Origin of the sequence: Pseudoalteromonas piratica (assembly GCF_000788395.1) — a bacterium.
Classification (GTDB): domain Bacteria; phylum Pseudomonadota; class Gammaproteobacteria; order Enterobacterales; family Alteromonadaceae; genus Pseudoalteromonas; species Pseudoalteromonas piratica.
This window is the reverse complement of the sequence record NZ_CP009889.1, coordinates 1,192,604-1,209,005: the sequence shown is the minus strand read 5'-3', so window position 1 is coordinate 1,209,005 and position 16,402 is coordinate 1,192,604. Positions and strand designations below refer to the sequence as shown.

Sequence of the window (16,402 nt, the reverse complement as noted above, 5' to 3'; positions counted from 1 at the left end):
TAGCTTAAAAACTGGTCTACACTATACAAGAGACTGCTTTAGGTTAATCTGATGTCACGACTATTTTTGACTTTCCTTATCTATTGTTGTTGCCTGACTTTTGTAAGTGCAACGGAGATTGTGCCTCCGAAAAAAGGGGCGCCTTTGGCTGAAGTTATCACCTTCCTTGAAAAAAACGCTGTTAATAACCCACAGCAGGTTATTGATTATATAGTCTCGACAAATTTACTCGATAGCCAATATAGCAATAGCGCTAAGGTGACTATGCTCAGTCACTACGCTAAGGCACATCAATATTTAGGCGAACGTGAAAAAGCGTATCGCATTGTTACACAAGCGTTTGATGTGATAAATGCAGGTGATGTATCTGCACCGGCACATGCAGATGCACTTTTCGTTAGGGCAGCGCTACATGCAGAACAAACACACTACACGGATGCAATCGCTGACCAAAAAGCGGTTATTCAACTTTATCCTGAATACACAAATAACCGCATTATTGGGACCGCATATACCAACCTTGCTGATACTTACCTCGCGTTAACTGAATTTAAAAATGCATTTGATGCTTTGTACAAAGGGCAATTTGTTTTCAAAGCAATAAAAGATCAAAATATGTTGGCAGTGACTTACAACCGCCTTGGCATGATCTATCGCACCATTGGTGATTTTGATAAAGCGCTCGATAATATGTTGCAGGCACTGAGACAGATGGAAGGAACAGCAGAAGACCGACGCCTTGCTATTACCTACAACAATACCGCCATTATATATAAAGACTTGGCGCGTTATGATGAAGCCATTAACTTTCATAAACGTTCGCTAAATCTTAAGCAAAAAATAGGGTATCAGCGCGGCATGGTTTATTCCTATAACAACTTGGGAGAAACGCATCGTTTAAAAGGCGAGCTGACCGAGGCGCAACGCTATCTTGATAAAGCACAGGTGCTCGCAACGCAACTTAATAATACAATGTTGCTGGGCTCTACTTATTTATATCGCGCACGTATCGCGAAACAACAAAGTCGCCTTGATGAAGCGCTTACGCATTTAGATGATGCCATGTTGATTTACCAAAAACGAAATGCAAAATCACGCATTGCTGAAGCTGGGGTGGAGTATGGCGATGTTTATTTCAACCAAGGATTATATGAAAAGGCACAAACACGTTATCAAACAGCTTTGGATTTAAGTAAAGAGGTGCAAAAAAATGTCGTCACGTTTGCGGCTTTTGAAGGCTTAGTAAATGCGTTAAAAGCGCAAGGCCTTTACCAGCAAGCACTGGCAGCATTAACCGAATATCAAAGCTTAAAAGCTGCGCTTTTTGATAAACAAAGTCAGCAACGTTTAGAGTCCTTAATTGTTGAAAATCAACTTTTTAGTGCCCAACAAAAATTACAATTAGCGCAGCAAGAAAGCCAACTAAAACAAACGGAATTGGAGCGTGTTGAAGCAACCCGAAACTGGATAGCACTGCTGTTAATGGCAATTTTTATTATTAGCTGGCTGATAGTTCGAAAAGTACAACAACAAAATCGCATTAAGCTTGAAATTAAAACACGAAAAGAGGTAGAGCAATCACAGCAACGATTAAACTTAGCACTGTGGGGCAGCGGGGATACTCTTTGGGATTGGGATCTCATAAATGGTGAAATAAAACGTGAAAATTTGCCTGCACACTCACGATTTTCTGAGGCAGCATCAGGCTTAGATGTAAACTCGCTTAAGGAGTTTGTGCATCCAGATGATTACAATTTATTAAATGATGCCCTCAATACACATATTGAAGGTAAAACGCCTTTTTTTGAAGCAAGTTATCGTGTTCTCAACAATCAAGGAGAGTGGCGCTGGTTATTAGACAGGGGGAAAGTTGTTGAATTTGATGACGACACAGGAAAAGCCGTTAGGATCACTGGTACCCAACGCGATATAACAACCTTAAAACAACAAGAAGTCGCGCTTAAAGAATTAAACAACGAGCTCGAGCAACGGGTACTGGAACGAACAACTGAGCTGGCAACGATGAACCAAAAATTAATTCATACCATTGAAAAACTAGAAGTTGCACAAGAATATATCATTGAGGCAGAAAAACACGCAGCATTAGGCAGCATGGTGGCAGGGCTTGCCCACGAAATTAATACGCCATTAGGCACTGCAATTACGGCCGTTAGTCATTTAAAAATGCAAACGCTCTCCACAGAGTCACAATTCAAGAGTAAAACGCTGTCAAGCCAAGGGTTCGAAACATTTTTAAATGATGTCAATAATAGCAGTCAACTTATTGAAAGTGGGGTCGGTAAAGCAGGCGAACTTGTTGAGCGATTTAAGCTGTTGGCGGGTAAAAATAGTGCGCAAAAACCGGAAGATATAAATATTAATAACTTGCTGACCGAAAGCTTTAAAGTTGCACTCAATACCCTGCAAATCAGCCCTGAAAATGCCAAGCTAACACTGCAAGGCAAAGCAAGCTTACATAGTTTTCCTGCGACGATTGCTCAAGTTTTCAATATTCTTATAGAAAACGCACTCATTCATGCCGATGTCCCGTTTATTGAAATAAACTGTGTAATTGAAACAGAGGCGCAGCAACTTCAACTCAAATTTTATGATAACGGAAAAAGCATTGAACAAGGCGCTGAAAAGCGCATTTTTGAACCTTTTTATACCACTAAACGGCATCGCGGCCATTCAGGCTTAGGGCTTCATATTGCTTACAATAATATTACTCAAGATTTAAAAGGCTCAATTGAGTGTTTTAACGTCTCTGAAGGAGGGTTGGGTTACCGAATTAAACTACCCATGTTGGATTAATTCTCACATCTCATTAGTAATGCTTATTGCATATTCATTTAGACTAGTTGCCTGCCTAAACTTCATTTTTAGAACAGTCATTAAATGGTGTGGTACCGAACAAAGCTAAAAATATTTCAGTACCTGTTTTAATTACAAAATGATATAACTTATTGTTTTACAGAGCATCTAAAATGAAATAGTCTGGAAAAGTTATTCTAAGAAAATTAAAAGGATTTAAGTGACTAGAATGGATTCAAAAGTTTACTTACAAGTCGCATCTCATGCGCAACAAAACTCCGCTAACCTTGTATTAAAAGTGCTAGAGACACTGTGTTTTAACGTTAAGGTTGAATCTGTGTTTCCAAGCTGTTTAGATATTGAAAAACAGTTTGATTTATATTTAATTTGTGCAAAAGGGGCACCTTGGAACGATATGTTACCCAGCACATTAATGGAACTGGCCACGAAACAAAATGTGCTCGTTTACAACGCCGAAAAAGAGAATATTTGTGAGCAATTGCTTTTGCTCGCTAATGTAAAAGGGGTGTTTTATCAAGACGATACCCCTGACTTATTATTTAAAGGAATTCAAAAAGTACTCAATAATGAGTTGTGGTTTAAGCGCGGTGAAATTTGCCATGCTTTTTCCAGTTTATTGGCAGCTCAGCCAAAACGAAAACAGTGCCAAGGCAAAAGTGATGTGTTGGATAAATTAACTAATCGCGAACGGACAATTATTCGTTTAATTTCTCAAGGTGCCCAAAACAAAGATGTCGCCGAGCAGTTGCATATCAGTGACCATACCGTAAAAACACACCTTTATAGTGCTTTTAGAAAAACCAAAGCGCGTAATCGAATAGAATTAGTCAATTGGGCGCAACAATTTTTGCCAGCGAGTATTAAAGGTGGCATTGATATCAGCCATCAAAGCTAAAAAAAAAAGCGCAGTGAATGCGCTTTTTTTATGCTAGGAAAAGGGAATTTAACTGGCTTTTACATTAATAATTACACGACGGTCGAAAAACAGCCCCTCATTGTCATGCTGAGCATATTGCGCATCATTTTCACCCCTTGCCATAATGTTTATTCGCTCGTGTGCGATGCCATTGTTAATGAGGTAGCTGGCAATTGCTTGTGAACGAGATAAAGATAGGGTTTTATTTGTGTCACTTGTGCCACGTTTGTCCGCGAAACCAAATAGTTCAACATGCGCCGATGGCTGTTGAGATAACAGTGCTAGAATTTGCTGAAGCTGATGTGTGTAAACAGGTTCAATATCTGCTGTCGCTGTTCTAAATTGCACCATAAAACTAATACTTGGTAGTGGTGACTTTACTACTTGTTTGTGTCTTACCGCTGCTTTTTGCGCCGCCAGCTGTTTTTGTAGCTTAGCTTTTGCCAGTTGCTGAGTCTGTTCTTTTGTGCTCCAAACCCCTTTCTTTATTCCTTTTTGCACTAATTCTGTCAGCGCTTTTTCAATCGCTTGTTTTACGCAAATATGCATCGGCTCATTTTCACTGAAGCCTGCTTCGGCTTCGGCAAGGCGTTTATAGCTAACATACCTAAAAAATCCCGCTCGCATTTCTAAACTGAGCACTTTTTTAGTGGTTGCTACTGATAACAGCACTTGACCAGTGCGAACATCAACCGCTCTTAAATAAATCGAAATCACATCTTCACGATATAATTCAGACGCACCTATGCCAAAATATTCCGCACCTAGACCGCCAGTTTTAACATTGGAGTCATAGCTGATTACACCACCTTCTAAAATAATCTTGGCAGTTGTGAGTGGTGGCAGCTGCGTTTTTTCTTCTTCTTTATTTGAGAGCGCTGCGCGCACGATTTTACGTTCGGTGAGAATGTTTTGTAAGCCCTCGCGTTCGACTGGAATAAACCAATCAGATTCATGTAATGCTTGAACAAGAATTGAGTTGGCACCTTGTGTAACTGCGGTTGAGAAAGAACTTACATTTGCTTGTGGCTTGTATTGCCCAGTTTGATCGCGAAATGAATAGACAGAAACAGGAATACTGCCCGCTGGTTGTGGCAAGTTCGATAATTCACTGAATGTTTGCGTTTTTTCAAGTTGTTGTGCGAGTTCAAGATCCGGTGGTAGGGTCTTTTTTATGGTGCTACACCCCGAAATAATCACTAATAAACAGGCTAAAATAATTCGTAACATCATTAACCAAACCTCGGCACTTCAACAACCACAACTTCGCCTGTCACGGTGTTGGTAATTTGCACCGTTATTGAGTCACTCCCACTGGTCAAAATTTGTATTTCATAATCACCACTCATAAAAATAGAATCTTGATTAAACATACTGTCTTCAACGCCTTCACCAAAAGCAAGATCAGTGATCTCACGAACCATACGGTTGATGTATGCGCGTTCAAGTGATTCCTGAAACTTTTCAGCATAGGTTTTTTCACTGACAGGAGCGCGGTGTTTGTTTTGTGATTGGGCTTTATTTAAGAGCATGGCGCCATTTAGGGGGCTGCCACCAAAGCTTGGATTTATGGGGGTATACACCAACTCAGTTGATATTGCATGTGCTGAGAAAAGCAGCATCCAGCTGCCAAGTATTATTATTTTTTTCATTTATCCGTTACCATCCACTACTTGCTAAATCTTCACTTTGCTCAACAAATTGTGATTTTGCTATTGCATCGATTGTGGCAAAAATTGCTTGTTCTACTTTATCTTCCACAGGCTCTATGCGTCTTCCCATATAAGTGGCATAAATGGCTTTTGAATTCACTTCAACAAACAACTTTGTGCCAGCTCTTGGAACGACCGCTTCTTTAATTACAACATTAATACCTGTTGTACTTGGCATGTCTTGCCATAGCAGACTGAATTTATGATAAAACTCTTTACCAGAACGACTTAAAGTGCGATCCAGTAATAATCCACTAATTTCAATATCATCGCTGTTAGCAATTGCATGCATTGGTAACACTACTAGTGCGATTGATATGACAAATGTGATTAAAAACTTCATAAAATAGGGCCTGTAGTAACAGGCCCTCACCTCAATAAATTACTGTTGAATGATAGTTGCAGTGTTGTAGTCACCTGTTTGTGTCACTGTTACGCTGCCAGAAGCACTATAAATACCACCATCAACTAAGTTACCATCACCAACTTGGTTAATTGTTAACTCAACATCAGAGCCTTGTACTAAGAAAGCGCCCGTGCCCATACCGCCAACCATGTTGTAGTTACCTGTTTGAGCAATGTTAAGCATATTACCGCTGCCTTCGATTAACAGGTCTAGCGAGTTGATGTCACCATCTTGTGCAATATCTAAGGTATTGTCGTTACTATCAATCGCTGTGCTAAATGTAACCGCAGATTCATTCTGATTACCCAGCTGTTGAACCGTAATTTGGTTGTTATAGCTGGTAAGCGATTGGTCAGGATACGAAGACTGAATGTAGCTGCTGTTTTCGTTACCTACTTGGGTAATTTCAACATCATTATCGCTGCCATTGAAATGTGCTAAGTGGCTGGCATTGTTGTCACCATCTTGATGAACAATTAGTTCATTGTTATCACCAATCGCACCCACATAAGACGTGTTAGCATTACCAAGTTGGGTAACTTGGAAATCATTGTCATTACCGATAACATCGCTGCTAGACTCATTGCCTTCACCACGTTGCTCAACCACTAGTTCGTTGTCTTCACCAATAATAAGTGTACTTTCGAAACGGTTAGCAACACCTTCTTGGTCAATAGAAACGGTATTATCATTTCCTTCAATTAATGCTGCTGTGAACTCGTTTTCTACACCTTCTTGATCAATGCTAATGTCATTGTCATCACCTGATACCGAACCAATCGTTACGCGATGTAAATCACCCTCTTGCATGACTTCGATTTCGTTATTGTTGCCAGTCAGTTCTTGTACCGCTGTAACATTCCAAAAACCTGATTGTTCAACTTCGATGTCATTCATATCACCTTGAACACTGTCTAGGCGAGTCTCGTTCCACACACCAGACTGATTGATGTAGACGCTATTGTCATTACCTTCCATTGCTGTGTTGTAAGCCCAATGACCGCCATCACCTTGTTCAACTGTGATATCGTTGTTGTCACCAGTCACAATATTGATTGCTTCATTAGAAATACCAAAGAAATCTTGGCCAGATTGCGAAACGTTAATTTGGTTGGCATTACCCGTCACATCACTTACTGCAATGTGGTTTGAACCATTTTGATTGTATGACTCTGCATTATCGTTGCCTTGTGTACTCAGTAATAAAATATTACCCATACCCACTTGGCTTGTTTCCATGCTATTTGCTGTACCTTGTGTATCAGTTTCAAGATAGTGTAAGTCACCTTCTTGTAATGCTACTAAATCGTTACCAAACGCTACACCAGTACCTGATGTTTGGTTGATAATCATAGTATTAGCAACATTTTTAATCGTGTTATTTGCTTTTGCCGATGCACTTTCATCTTTTGTATTTGCAGCAGCGCTTGCAGAACCAAGTGCTAATGCCACAGCACAAGTCACTAACGATAATTTTTTATTCACGGAGTATCTCCTTTGTAATTATTGCTTATGAAACGTCACATTAACTTCAAGGCCATTACCAATCTGTTGTACTTTGAATGTTTGTTCTCCGGCCTGAGAAATGTTGGCAATGTTGGCATCACCTTGCTGAAGTATTTCGGCATAGTTGTTATTCCCTTGTTGAGAAAGATTGACAACGTTTTGGCTGCCGAACTGAAATAATTCAGCGTAATTATTACTGCCAAATTGAACAACATGTGCTTGATTAGACGCTTCGTTTATTTGGTTTACTGTTGCTTTGTTTAATATCCCGTACTGAGTGACAACTACCTGGTGCTGTTGCGCACCGACTCGGTATTGCAGGGAAGAATTTAGACTGAGTGAAAGAGGTGATTCTTGAAGGTCCTGAGCTAAAACGGTTGGCACTAACAATACACTTCCTACAAGCATGGCTATGTTCATTGCAAATTGTTTACACAATGAGCTGTTGCAAATAGGACTATTACCTGTGTTAGTTTTCATCACATTTAACTTTGTTGGAACACGACGAAAAATAAAGTACACCTTTTCTCAGTTATTACACCATCAGTCAAATTTGTGCTTCTTTAAAACTACTTAAAAAACAGTGTTTTAAATCTAATTTTACAAATTGATGACGTAATTATTACTTTGCTTCTACCAAAAAAGTGCTAGTCATAAAAGCCCTTACTTTTTTTAGTGAATTGAAATTTTTAAATATACTAATTATTTAAGATCAATTACTTATCTATGCTTGGGAAATATTTTCACTTTCTTGCTTGCCCGCTGACAAATATCTGTGTTTGATAGAAAAGTTGCTTAAAAATTTAGACTGCTGAAAGTTGAGATAGGTGCTCGCATTGCGAGCGTACATTTATATAAAAATGGAATTTCAATAATGAAAGCAAAACTTTCCGCATTAACTATTGCGATGCTGCCGATGTTAGCAAGTGCGTCAGCAATGATTTCGCCAGACAAAAAAAGTGGTCACAGTTACAAACCAAATTCTGTAATTGTTGTTTATAAAGAAAATGCAAAGCAGGCTGAAAAGGCTGCGGCGAGAAAATTAGTTACTGCAAAAATCTCAGATGCCAACCTTGATGAAATCGATGATCGCTACAAACATATTTTAGCGGGTCGATTAGCCCAATACTCATTGGACAAAACCTCGGCTAAAGACGCAATTTTAAAACTACAGAACCATCCTGCTGTTGCATATGTGGAGCCGGATTATGTTGTGTCGATTAACAATTTACCGGATGATCCTCAATTCTCAAGCCTATGGGGTTTAAACAATACAGGTCAAACTGGCGGTGCAAATGACGCGGATATTGATGCACCTGAAGCATGGAATATCTCAACTGGTAGCCATGAGGTTGTAGTCGGTATTATTGATACTGGTGTTGACTACTTGCACCAAGATTTACAAGCAAACGCGTGGCAAAACCCTAATGAGATCCCAGGTGATGGAATAGATAATGACGGTAATGGTTACATTGATGATATTTACGGTATCAATGCGATTACTGACTCGGGCGATCCAATGGATGATCAAGGCCATGGTACTCACGTTGCAGGTACGATTGGTGCAACAGGCAATAACGGTCTTGGTGTAGTTGGTGTTAACCATCACGTTTCAATGGTCGGCTGTAAGTTCTTATCAGCATCGGGCTCAGGCTCAACATCTGATGCTATCAAGTGTATAAACTACATGGTAGGTCTAAAAGAAGCTGGCATCGATGTTAAAGTGTTGAATAACAGCTGGGGTGGCGGTGGCTATAGCCAAGCACTCGCAGATGCTATTACAGCGTCAGAACAAGCGGATATTTTATTTGTAGCAGCGGCAGGTAATGATGCTGTTGATAATGACGCGAACCCGCATTACCCATCAAGTTATGAACATGACAGCGTGCTTGCAGTAGCAAGTACTGATCACTCAGATAACATGTCAAACTTTTCACAGTGGGGTTTAACCAGTGTTGATCTAGGTGCGCCTGGTTCAAATATTTTATCGACTGTTCCAGGTAATAGCTACGCGACGTATTCAGGTACATCAATGGCAACTCCTCATGTAGCAGGTGTTGCTGCGCTTGCGTTATCAGTTAATCCAACACTTAACTTTCAAGAGTTAAAAGATTTGTTGATGAATTCGGGCGATGCAAATGCAGCATTACAAGGTAAAACAGTATCGGGTAACCGCTTAAATGCATTATCTGCGGTTGAGCAATCTAACCCAGAGCCTGGTTTCAGATTTGTAACACGTCCAACTTCACAAGTCATTACTGCTGGTGATACAGCGACTTATGAATTTGAAATCGCTTCAGTGGCTGAGTGGAATGATGTTGTTAGCCTTACTTTAGAAAGTACGCTTGAAGGTGCTTCTCTCTCTGCCGACAGTGCAACACCGGGTCAAGTGGTCACGCTCAGTGTACCTACAACAGGTGAGACCCCTTGGGGGGAATACAGCTTTACTTTAACAGGCCAAAGTGGCGACCTAGAAAAAACGAGTGCTGTGGACTTGTATGTTAATCCACAAGGCTTAACAGACTTTAGCTATGGTAATGATACCAGTGTTGCAATCCCAGACAACGATCCAGCTGGGGTAACATCAACCATTACTGTTGCTGATGAGCTAACGATTTTTAATACGTTAGCCACAGTAAACATTACCCACACATATATCGGCGATCTGGTTGTTACATTAACATCGCCATCGGGCACAGTGACCACGTTGCATAATAAGTCAGGCGGTGCCGCAGATGACATTAACCAGACTTATGAAGCGGTTATTTTCAACGGCGAAAATGCAGCGGGTGACTGGACATTAAGTGTTGTTGATACATTTAACGCCGACAATGGTTCATTAGATAACTGGTCACTTACATTTAGTGCCATTGGTGATGTTGCGCCTGTTGCACCAGTCGCTGACTTCTCATTTGAGCGTGATGGTTATAATGTGATGTTCACAAATACCAGCTCTGATAGAAATAACGATATTGTATCGTACGCTTGGGATTTTGGTGACGGTAATACTTCTTCGCAAGCAAGTCCTGTTCATGCTTTTGCAACTGCAGGTACTTACAATGTGACGTTAACAACAACCGATTCAGAAGGCTTATCAGACACGGTAACCAAAGAAGTTATTATCTCTGATGTAGACATTGAAGTGGCTGTAAAACGTGCAAACTTATCACGTACAGGCTTTATGCGTGTTGAACTAACAATTGATGGCGCAGCACCAGGCATGGTTGATATTTACCGTAATGGTGTGCTTTTCGATACAGTTGAAAACAATGGTGTTTACCGTGACTTTAGCCGCGGCGTAACAGAAACCAGCTTTACTTATAAAGTATGTCAAGCGGGTGATGTGTGCTCAAATGAAGTGACTGTTAACTTTTAATACATTTATCAAGTATTAGAACTAACAGTTGTTATAGTCTTTCAAAGAGTGAGTGTGAAAACATTCACTCTTTTTTACTTGCCAAAGCCAATACTTAATAAAATGGTTAATATGAAACGCGCCTTGCTTGCCAAAAAGCGTTTTTCCAATACCGGTTTGTAATAGAAGATAACATGACCCCATTGCTGGTGGACGCATGGATAAACTGATCGTTCTCTACATAGATGCCAACATGGTGTGTTTTGTAGCTTGTTTTAAAGAAAATTAAATCGCCCGCTTGTAATTCTCTTTTATTAATTTCTGTACCAAACTGTGCTTGTTGTGCGGTCGTTCTGGGTAATAAAAAACCAAAGCGATCGATAAACGTTTTTTGCACAAATGCTGAACAATCGATGCCTTTTTTCGATGTGCCTCCCAACTTATAGGGCACGCCTTGCCACTCAGTTAACTGCTGATAAAGCAGATGTTTTGTGTTTGTTTTAGAGTGTAACGTTGAGTTTGTATCGCGTTTAATATTCTTTGAAACGGGGTTTGAACAGCCTATTAGCGTCACGCTAAGTAAACAAAGCCATAGTAAATAGGTGTTTGTTGGTGTCTTCATCATGCGTTTAAGTCCTTTTAAATCGTTGCAATAAGATTAAAACTTAGTGAACTCAGGTTTACGATGGTAATCAATCGCTTTGCCACAATAGTCAAATTCAAAGTGGCAACACTCATCAAATAATGCACGTAACGCCTTTCGGCTTGATTGAACGCGAGATTTTAATGTGGAGTAACTCACCCCCATTTTCTCCGCTAGGGCCTTTTGCTCTTCATTTTCCAAATCCACTGCAATTAACAATGCTTGCTGCTCTTGCGGCAAGTTTTGAATAAATGGCGCTAAGCAATTCATTAAGTCATGTTTGACTTGTTCATTGTCGGCCAATATTTGAGGTGTTTCAGTTTGGTTTTGCTGTTTGGCACGTGCTCTATAAAAATCAATGATGGTGTTATTGGCAACTTGAAAAAGCCACGATTTGACCTTGCTAATGTCCTTAACCAAATGCAAATTTTGGTAGGTTTTTATAAAAATTTCCTGCATTAAATCATCAACATCTGCTTTATTTTCAATCTTAGTATGAAGAAAGCTTTTTAATGCTTGCTGATAATCTTGCCAGACATGTTCGATGTTCATTGTCACTTACTGCCTTAGTGTTATTACTACAAAGTGTACAAATAAGACGTCAATTTTCACAGTAGGACGAAAAATTTTCGTCTTTTCGTGATGTCGCTCGTCTTAAGAGGTGTAAATGAATTAATAAAGGTAGTCACTATGCACTTTTTAAGTAACGAAACATTCAATTTAAAACCTGAAATCAAAGCACTGAGTACACACAAACCAAAAGTGTTAATGTTATACGGTTCTTTGCGTGATACGTCTTACAGTAAGCTTGCAATACACACAGCTGCTGACATTTTAACGCAAATGGGCGCCGAAGTTCGTATCTTTGACCCAACAGGGTTACCCGTTTTTGATAATGATGAATCGGCCTCTCATAATAAGGTACAAGAATTACGCGAGTTGGCTAATTGGTCTGAGGCGCAAGTGTGGTGCTCACCTGAGATCCACGGCAATATGTCAGCAGTATTTAAAAATCAAATTGACTGGTTGCCGTTATCATCAGGGGCTGTGCGTCCTTCACAAGGTAAGGTACTGGCCTTAATGCAGGTCAGTGGTGGTTCTCAAAGCTTTAATGCGTTAAATAATATGCGTGTTTTAGGACGCTGGATGCGCATGTTCACCATTGCCAACCAATCATCTATTGCTAAGGTGTACCAAGAGTTTGAACCTTCAGGAGAGATGAAAGCGTCAAATTATCGCAATCGAGTGGTTGATGTGATGGAAGAGTTGATGCGTTTTACGTATTTATTAAGAGATCATGATAGCTTTATGGTGGATAGATTTAGTGAGCGAAATGCATCCAAGCAAGAAACCGCAGCGTTAAATAACACCCTTAAAAAACATATCAACACACCAAATAAAGCATGTTGCCACTAAAAAAATGAAAAACTGCACCACAGCATTGTGGTGCAGTTTAAAATAAATTTAACTTATCTTTGGTTAATTTTAACGTTTTAAATCTCAATGGAACTATTGACTATCAAAATGTGAATTTTAGAATGCTCACAGCATTTTTATACGGAATAATTCAATGAAAAAATTCGCATGGTTTTTCGCGTTAATCGCACTTACCTTAACGCTTTCTTTTGACGCTGATGCACGCAAGAAATTCGGCAGTAAAAGTAAAGGCAAAACAAAGCAAACCACAACAACACAGCAAAAAGAACAAGTTAATACTACTAATCCAACGCTACCCGCTAAAAAATCATCTAAAAAAGGCCTAATGGGTGGCATTTTAGGTGGTTTACTCGCGGGTGGCTTAATCGCTGCAATGTTAGGCGGCGATTTTGAAGGCTTCCAGTTTATGGACTTCATTCTAATGGCACTTGTAGCCTTTGTGTTATTTAAACTATTCAAAATGATGATGGTTAAAAAAGCGCAAAGCCAAGGGCAATTTGCTGGCATGCCACCTATTGGGCAGCAAGAAGCACCAAGCCAAGCGCCACAGCAATTTCAATCGCAAGGGTTTGGTCAAAGCCAATCTGTACCGATGAACTTGCCAATTAACTTTGATTTAAACGGCTTTTTACAAGGCGCCCGAGAGCACTACCACACGCTGCAAAAAGCATGGAATGACAATAATTTTGATGTGATTTCAGAATATGTAAGTGAGCAATTATTGGCTGAACTAAAAGCGGAGCGTGCTGAGGTAACGGAAGTTGCAACCGAAGTGATGTTTATTGATGCCGAGCTTGCTCGTGCAAATACATCGCCGATGCTGTGGGAAATTAGCGTGCGTTTTCGTGGTAAGTACCGTGACCTAGGTGATAAACAAGAAGAGCCAATTGATGAAGTGTGGCACCTTGAGCGCAATTTATCAGCGCAAGATGCACCTTGGATCATTGTTGGCATTGAAGATAATGCCGCTTAAGTAACTTTGGTTATATTTTGAAAGAGCAGCCATTTGGCTGCTCTTTTTGTTTGGTGTTTAAGCTTGAGGGCTTTCTTTTAATAAAATTGAGAGATGCTGCTTTAATTCTTGCGGGCTATCTGGGGTATGTAAAAAGCCGCCAAGTTTAGCGCCAGATAACTCCTGGCGAATATCGTATTTCAGCGAATTTAAACGTGAAACAACGTTTTCACCTTCAACAAAATACATGTCTAAGTCCATTAGAAATGGCACTCTTAATGACATGGTAATCCGTGCCATCAGATTTGGATAAAGCGCCATTAAGTCATTGAATGAGAGACTTATTTTTTTCTTACCAATGATTTTTAAACCCGCAGCTTTAATTTTTTTGCGAATAAAATAGTGTTTACCAAACAGGTAAGTTTCAGGTTTAAGTAAGTAAAACGAGATGCACTGATTGTTTAATGCTACTGCCATACGCGAACTCCCTTACGTCTTATAAAAAGTAAAACCGCAATGAATAGCTTGCTAATCTAACTATAGAAGTAATCACTCGTTGCTAACAAGTTGTTTTGTGTAAAGGTTTATTTCTTAGGAGTACGAAACATGGCCTCAAAGCGATTAAATTACGCTTTGCTATTGAGCGCTTTGCACCAATTACCTACAATGTCGCAATCATCTAAATGAGATTAACTAAGAAAGAAATATGAACGATAAAACTGAATTACCAACATTACCAGATCGCCTATCAATCAACCCGCGCAGCAAGTTCTACTCGGAAGAAATTTTAAAACTCGATATTGGTATTCGCTTTAACGGCAAAGAGCGTTCAGATGTTGAAGAGTATTGCATTAGCGAAGGTTGGATTAAAACAGCAGCACCAAAAGCGCTAGATCGTTTTGGCCAACCAATGTTAATTAAGTCAAAAGGTACGGTTGAAGCGTTTTACCGTTAATTTTGTCAGTGCATCATATTGCATGGTGCACATTTTCATTTCAGTAAGCGCAATGTTTACAGCCATTTCCACAGCAATAGCCACGTTTTAAATGGGCCCACTTAGTCATCACGCGAAAGCCTTCTTCATTTAAGTAATAATCAAGTTTAGCCACAGGAAATTGGTTTTGATATTTGGCAGCCAGTTGCACTAGCTCTTTATTTGTTTTCGTTTTATACAAGGTTTCAAGCTCAGCATTAATTTTGTCAATTAAACAGTCTTTACACAGGCAATCTTGACCTTTTTTAACAGGCAAAATTGTAGGTAAGGAAAAGCACCAACATTTGCCTTCTTTACTAGTACACGAAAATGCTGTTTGGCATTGAGAACAGATCATATTGGCCAACCAAAAAGGCGCTAGCATAAGTTAAATTGTATGCGAGCGCAATTAACAGGAGCTGTAAGTGATTTAAATATAGGGCAGTACAATGCCACCAAGCATAAAGCACACAACTAACGCGATAATAGGTAACTTAAGTTGCTTAAGTAAAAATACGCCTACTAGCAACATGGCAATATCTTTTGGTGCTGCAACCGCACTGATAAAAATAGGCTGATAAAGTGCAGCAATCAGTAAGCCCACAACAGCAGCATTAACCGCTGTAAGGGCACCTGCAACACGTGGCTTTGCCGCAAGAATTTGCCAGTCTTTTAATACCGCGAGTAACAATAAAAACCCAGGTAAAAACACGGCAAGTGTGGCGATTAATGCGCCAGATATTGGTGCGTTTTCAAATAGCTCATAACCGATGTAAGTGGCAAATGTAAACATCGGGCCCGGTACTGCTTGCGCTGCAGCATAACCGGTAATAAACGCATCTTGTGATAGTTTATCCCCCACAATATTTTGCAATAATGGCAATACAACATGACCACCCCCAAACACTAAACTGCCAGCCTGATAAAAATCATTAAAGAGAGCGATTTCTGGGGCGAGATAACTAACAAACGGCAAACCAATCAGTAATACAACAAAGCCAAGTAAGGGTATAAGGCTGGGTTTAAATGAATCTGTATTAGCCGGAGTAGTCCCTTTCAGTGCTATTGCACCAAAAATTGCTGCACCTAATAAAACAATAAATTGTGATGTGATACTCGGCATTAAAAGCATTACTAAAGCAGTAACAAAACACAAAAATGCTGTGGGTTTACTTTTGCAAAAACTGTTAAACATGCCCCAAGCTGCATCGGCAACCACCAATACCGCCAACAGCTTTAAACCATGAACAACACTATTAAAAAGGGAGTTATCTGTAAGTGAACTTGCCATGGTTGCCAGCAACACCATAATAACGACTGAGGGTAGGGTAAAACCTATAAATGCCGCGATTGCGCCGCTTAAACCGCCGCGTTTATATCCTAAAGCAAAACCAACTTGGCTTGAGCCTGGACCAGGTAAGAACTGGCTAAGCGCAATGAGTTGTCCGTATTCGTCATCACTTAACCATTTATACTTTTCAACAAAAGTTTTTCTAAAATAGCCGATATGCGCTGCGGGTCCGCCAAAACTGACCCATCCAAGTAAAAAGAAGGTTTTAAAAATACTGAGCATAAATTCATGCATGCTTATTTAATTAATAATGCGCAAAGCATAAAAAAAACAGTAACATTAAACAAATTAATGTTATTTCTAATAACTATGAATT

At 39.8% G+C, this 16,402-nt stretch carries 16 protein-coding genes and 1 pseudogene; 6 read left to right on the top strand and 11 right to left on the bottom strand.

Annotated elements, in window-relative coordinates:
• Positions 1 to 144: 144 nt before the first annotated feature.
• The gene (locus OM33_RS20140) at positions 145 to 2,814 is read left to right on the top strand and encodes a tetratricopeptide repeat protein (protein ID WP_040136263.1); all 2,670 of its coding nucleotides are present in this window, start codon (positions 145 to 147) and stop codon (positions 2,812 to 2,814) included.
• Positions 2,815 to 3,043: 229 nt separating this feature from the next.
• Positions 3,044 to 3,730, top strand: a complete 687-nt coding sequence (locus OM33_RS20135) for a helix-turn-helix transcriptional regulator (protein ID WP_234402745.1) — start codon at positions 3,044 to 3,046, stop codon at positions 3,728 to 3,730.
• Between the two features lie 48 nt (positions 3,731 to 3,778).
• On the opposite strand, the gene OM33_RS22845 is transcribed toward OM33_RS20135, so the two are convergent.
• From OM33_RS22845 to OM33_RS20110, 6 genes and pseudogenes are all read right to left on the bottom strand, one after another.
• Positions 3,779 to 4,102, bottom strand: coding sequence for an OmpA family protein (locus tag OM33_RS22845; RefSeq protein ID WP_234402786.1), 324 nt, complete (start codon positions 4,100 to 4,102; stop codon positions 3,779 to 3,781).
• 111 nt (positions 4,103 to 4,213) lie between these two features.
• Positions 4,214 to 4,981: pseudogene (locus OM33_RS22840) on the bottom strand (CsgG/HfaB family protein); the annotation flags it as partial.
• A 2-nt stretch (positions 4,982 to 4,983) separates the two neighbouring features.
• Positions 4,984 to 5,403 (bottom strand): curli assembly protein CsgF, encoded by a 420-nt coding sequence (locus OM33_RS20125; protein ID WP_040136260.1) that lies wholly within the window; start codon positions 5,401 to 5,403, stop codon positions 4,984 to 4,986.
• A 7-nt stretch (positions 5,404 to 5,410) separates the two neighbouring features.
• Positions 5,411 to 5,806 carry a CsgE family curli-type amyloid fiber assembly protein gene (locus OM33_RS20120; RefSeq protein ID WP_040136258.1) on the bottom strand — a complete coding sequence of 132 codons (396 nt, stop codon included), beginning with the start codon at positions 5,804 to 5,806 and terminating at the stop codon, positions 5,411 to 5,413.
• Between the two features lie 39 nt (positions 5,807 to 5,845).
• Positions 5,846 to 7,354: an autotransporter outer membrane beta-barrel domain-containing protein gene (locus tag OM33_RS20115; RefSeq protein ID WP_040136257.1), complete on the bottom strand. Its 1,509-nt coding sequence runs from the start codon at positions 7,352 to 7,354 to the stop codon at positions 5,846 to 5,848.
• A gap of 18 nt (positions 7,355 to 7,372) precedes the next feature.
• Positions 7,373 to 7,855 (bottom strand): minor curlin subunit CsgB, encoded by a 483-nt coding sequence (locus OM33_RS20110; protein ID WP_040137039.1) that lies wholly within the window; start codon positions 7,853 to 7,855, stop codon positions 7,373 to 7,375.
• 394 nt (positions 7,856 to 8,249) lie between these two features.
• Here OM33_RS20110 and OM33_RS20105 point away from each other — a divergent pair, with 394 nt between their 5' ends.
• Positions 8,250 to 10,751 carry a S8 family serine peptidase gene (locus OM33_RS20105; protein ID WP_199922565.1) on the top strand — a complete coding sequence of 834 codons (2,502 nt, stop codon included), beginning with the start codon at positions 8,250 to 8,252 and terminating at the stop codon, positions 10,749 to 10,751.
• Positions 10,752 to 10,857: 106 nt separating this feature from the next.
• On the opposite strand, the gene OM33_RS20100 is transcribed toward OM33_RS20105, so the two are convergent.
• Positions 10,858 to 11,355 (bottom strand): NlpC/P60 family protein, encoded by a 498-nt coding sequence (locus tag OM33_RS20100; protein WP_040136253.1) that lies wholly within the window; start codon positions 11,353 to 11,355, stop codon positions 10,858 to 10,860.
• Positions 11,356 to 11,388: 33 nt separating this feature from the next.
• Positions 11,389 to 11,925 (bottom strand): RNA polymerase sigma factor SigZ, encoded by a 537-nt coding sequence (sigZ, locus tag OM33_RS20095; protein ID WP_040136251.1) that lies wholly within the window; start codon positions 11,923 to 11,925, stop codon positions 11,389 to 11,391.
• 138 nt (positions 11,926 to 12,063) lie between these two features.
• On the opposite strand from sigZ, the gene arsH reads away from it, so the two are divergent.
• Positions 12,064 to 12,789, top strand: a complete 726-nt coding sequence (arsH, locus tag OM33_RS20090) for an arsenical resistance protein ArsH (RefSeq protein ID WP_052141210.1) — start codon at positions 12,064 to 12,066, stop codon at positions 12,787 to 12,789.
• A 154-nt stretch (positions 12,790 to 12,943) separates the two neighbouring features.
• Complete coding sequence (locus tag OM33_RS20085) at positions 12,944 to 13,783, top strand: Tim44 domain-containing protein (RefSeq protein ID WP_040136249.1); 840 nt, start codon at positions 12,944 to 12,946, stop codon at positions 13,781 to 13,783.
• Between the two features lie 57 nt (positions 13,784 to 13,840).
• On the opposite strand, the gene OM33_RS20080 is transcribed toward OM33_RS20085, so the two are convergent.
• Positions 13,841 to 14,239, bottom strand: coding sequence for a hypothetical protein (locus tag OM33_RS20080; RefSeq protein WP_040136247.1), 399 nt, complete (start codon positions 14,237 to 14,239; stop codon positions 13,841 to 13,843).
• A 229-nt stretch (positions 14,240 to 14,468) separates the two neighbouring features.
• Here OM33_RS20080 and OM33_RS20075 point away from each other — a divergent pair, with 229 nt between their 5' ends.
• On the top strand, positions 14,469 to 14,717 hold the full coding sequence (locus OM33_RS20075; RefSeq protein ID WP_040136245.1) for a DUF3297 family protein: 249 nt from the start codon (positions 14,469 to 14,471) through the stop codon (positions 14,715 to 14,717).
• A 40-nt stretch (positions 14,718 to 14,757) separates the two neighbouring features.
• Here the strand turns inward: OM33_RS20075 and OM33_RS20070 are convergent, their stop codons facing one another.
• Both OM33_RS20070 and chrA read right to left on the bottom strand, forming a co-directional pair.
• Positions 14,758 to 15,093: a DUF5522 domain-containing protein gene (locus OM33_RS20070; protein ID WP_052141281.1), complete on the bottom strand. Its 336-nt coding sequence runs from the start codon at positions 15,091 to 15,093 to the stop codon at positions 14,758 to 14,760.
• Between the two features lie 72 nt (positions 15,094 to 15,165).
• A complete protein-coding gene (gene chrA, locus OM33_RS20065) occupies positions 15,166 to 16,308 on the bottom strand; it encodes a chromate efflux transporter (protein ID WP_040136241.1) in 1,143 nt (380 codons plus the stop codon).
• Positions 16,309 to 16,402: the final 94 nt, after the last annotated feature.